A 2,815-nucleotide genomic window follows, 5' to 3' on the forward strand; every position below is an offset into this window, starting at 1 on the left:
ACGGCAAGCTGCCGGGCGAACCGAAGCCGGATTGCTCGAAGGGCAGCTGACGCATCGCTGCCCGGCCCTGGCTGCAGCTGAAATTTTCGTGCGCCGGGAAACATCCGCTGGTCGGTTTCGTGCGGGATTCGAGATGGCCACGGACTGTTCGTTGCGCGTTGCCTGGTACCTGCGATTTTGTTTGACCTGCCTTGCAAGGGGAGAAAGGATGCGTCATCCGACCCCGACGTTGGCTGCCTGCCCCCGCGCGGCCTCCGCAGAGGAAATTCCTGATGACGCTGCATGACGTCGCGCTCGACGACAAGTTCGACCTTGGAAAGGAGCGCATCTTCCTGTCCGGCGCGCAGGCGGTCATCCGCATGCTACTGATGCAGCGCGAGCGTGATCGCCGCGCCGGCCTGAACACGGCCGGCTTCGTCTCCGGCTATCGCGGTTCGCCGCTCGGCGGCCTCGACATGCAGCTGTGGAAGGCGAAGAAGCAGCTCGCTCAGGCCGACATCGTCTTCCAGCCCGGGCTCAACGAGGAGCTTGCCGCCACCGCTTGCTGGGGATCGCAGCAGACCGAATTGCTGGGCGAGGGCACCCATGACGGTGTCTTTTCGGTCTGGTACGGCAAGGGGCCGGGTGTCGATCGCTCCGGCGATGTGTTCCGCCATGCCAATCTCGCCGGCTCGTCCAGACATGGCGGTGTGCTCGCCCTGATGGGCGACGACCATATGGCCGAATCCTCGACCAATGCGCATGCCACCGAATTCCTGTTCGTCGACACGATGGTGCCGATCCTCAACCCGGCAGGCGTCCAGGAGATTATCGACTACGGGCTCTACGGCTTTGCCATGTCGCGCTTTGCCGGCACCTGGGCGGCGATCAAATGCGTCAAGGACAACATCGAATCGACGGCCTCGGTCGATGCCTCGCTCGAGCGGCTGAACATCGTCGTGCCTGAGTTCGATATGCCGCCCGGCGGTCTCAACATCCGCCACGAGATCGACATGCTCGGCCAGGAGGAGCGGCTGCATGAGCACAAGCGCGCCGCGGCCTCGGCGTTCATCCATGCCAACGGGCTGAACCGAATCGTCTATTCGGGCGGCCGCAACCCGAAAATCGGCATCATCACGCTGGGCAAGAGCTATCTCGATGTCCGCCAGGCGCTGGAGGACATCGGCATCGACGAGGCGGCCGCCAACCGCATCGGTGTGCGGCTGTTCAAGGTCGGCTGCCCCTGGCCGCTCGATCTGCATCACATCGCTGATTTTGCCCGCGGCCTCGACACCATCGTCGTCGTCGAGGAAAAGCGCTCGCTGATCGAGGTGCAGCTGCGCGAAAGCCTTTACGGCACCGCAACGCAGCCGGTCATTGTCGGCAAGAAGGATGAGCGCGGCGACTGGCTGTTCCCGGCCAAGGGTGCGCTCGACCCCAACGAGATCGCCATCGCGCTTGGCGAGAGGATCGTCAAAACCATCGGTCCGTCCGAAGAGATCTCGGCGCGGGTGGCAAAGCTGCGCCAGTTCCAGGCAATGCTGGCCGACGCCACCGACATCGGCTCGCGCACGCCGTTCTTCTGTTCCGGTTGCCCGCACAATTCGTCCACCAAGGTGCCGGACGGCTCGATCGCCGCGGCCGGCATTGGTTGCCATTTCATGGCGCTGTGGATGGACCGCAACACCGTCGGGTTCACGGCCATGGGCGGCGAGGGCGCGCAGTGGGTCGGCCAGGCGCCGTTCTCGAAGCGTGGCCACATCTTCCAGAATCTCGGCGACGGCACCTACAACCATTCCGGCACGCTGGCGATCCGCTTCGCGCTGTCGACCGACGCCAACATCACCTACAAGATTCTCTACAACGACGCCGTCGCCATGACCGGCGGCCAGCCGCACGAAGGCGGCCTGACCGTCGACATGATCGCCCGGCAGGTACGCGCGGAGGGCGTCGACCGCATCGCCATCGTCACCGATGAGCCGGACAAATATGCCGGGAAGGCTGAATTCCCGGCCGGTGCCAGCATTCATCACCGCGACGACCTGGATCTCGTCCAGCGCCAGCTGCGCGACGTCCAGGGCGTTTCCGTGCTGCTCTATGACCAGACCTGCGCCGCCGAAAAGCGCCGCCGCCGCAAGCGCGGCACATTCCCTGATCCCGACAAGCGGGTCTTCATCAACGAGCTGGTCTGCGAAGGCTGCGGCGATTGCGGCGTGCAGTCGAACTGCGTCTCGATCCAGCCGGTCGAAACCGAATTCGGCCGCAAGCGCAAGATCGACCAGTCGAGCTGCAACAAGGATTTCTCCTGCGTCAACGGCTTCTGCCCGTCCTTCGTCACCGTGCACGGCGCCAAGATCCGCAAGGCCGAGGGCCTGGCCGGCAAGGCCGATCCGCTGGAAGGCGTGCCGGTGCCGGCCGAATTCCCGCTTGGCGAGCAGGGCTGGGCAGCGATCATCGACGGCGTCGGCGGCACCGGCGTCGTCACCGTCGGTGCGGTGCTCGGCATGGCGGCGCATCTCGAGGACAAGGGCTGCGGCATGATCGACATGGCCGGCCTCGCACAGAAGGGCGGTTCGGTGTTCACCCATGTCCGCATCGCCCGCACCCCGGACGACATCCATGCCATCCGCGTCTCGGCCGGCAAGGCCGATCTCGTGCTTGGCTGCGACCTCGTCGTCTCGGGCGCCAAGAAGGTGCTGACCGCGGTGCGTGAGGGCCACACCATCTTTGTCGCCAACACCGCCGCGATCATGCCCGGCGAGTTCGCCCGTTCGGCGGATTTTTCGTTGCCGATAGAGCGGCTGAAGAAGGCGATCCGTGCAGCCGCTCTATCGGC

At 65.1% G+C, this 2,815-nt stretch carries 2 protein-coding genes; both read left to right on the plus strand.

What is annotated here, in order from left to right:
* On the plus strand, positions 1-286 hold a 286-nt coding region (locus EN935_RS41530), incomplete at its 5' end, for a hypothetical protein (RefSeq protein WP_206534601.1).
* Positions 273-2,815, plus strand: a 2,543-nt coding sequence (locus EN935_RS29795) for an indolepyruvate ferredoxin oxidoreductase family protein (protein ID WP_164771442.1), incomplete at its 3' end; no start/stop codon positions are given. The genes EN935_RS41530 and EN935_RS29795, both read left to right, overlap by 14 nt.

It is taken from the genome of Mesorhizobium sp. M7D.F.Ca.US.004.03.1.1 (genome assembly GCF_003998635.1).
GTDB lineage: Bacteria > Pseudomonadota > Alphaproteobacteria > Rhizobiales > Rhizobiaceae > Mesorhizobium > Mesorhizobium loti.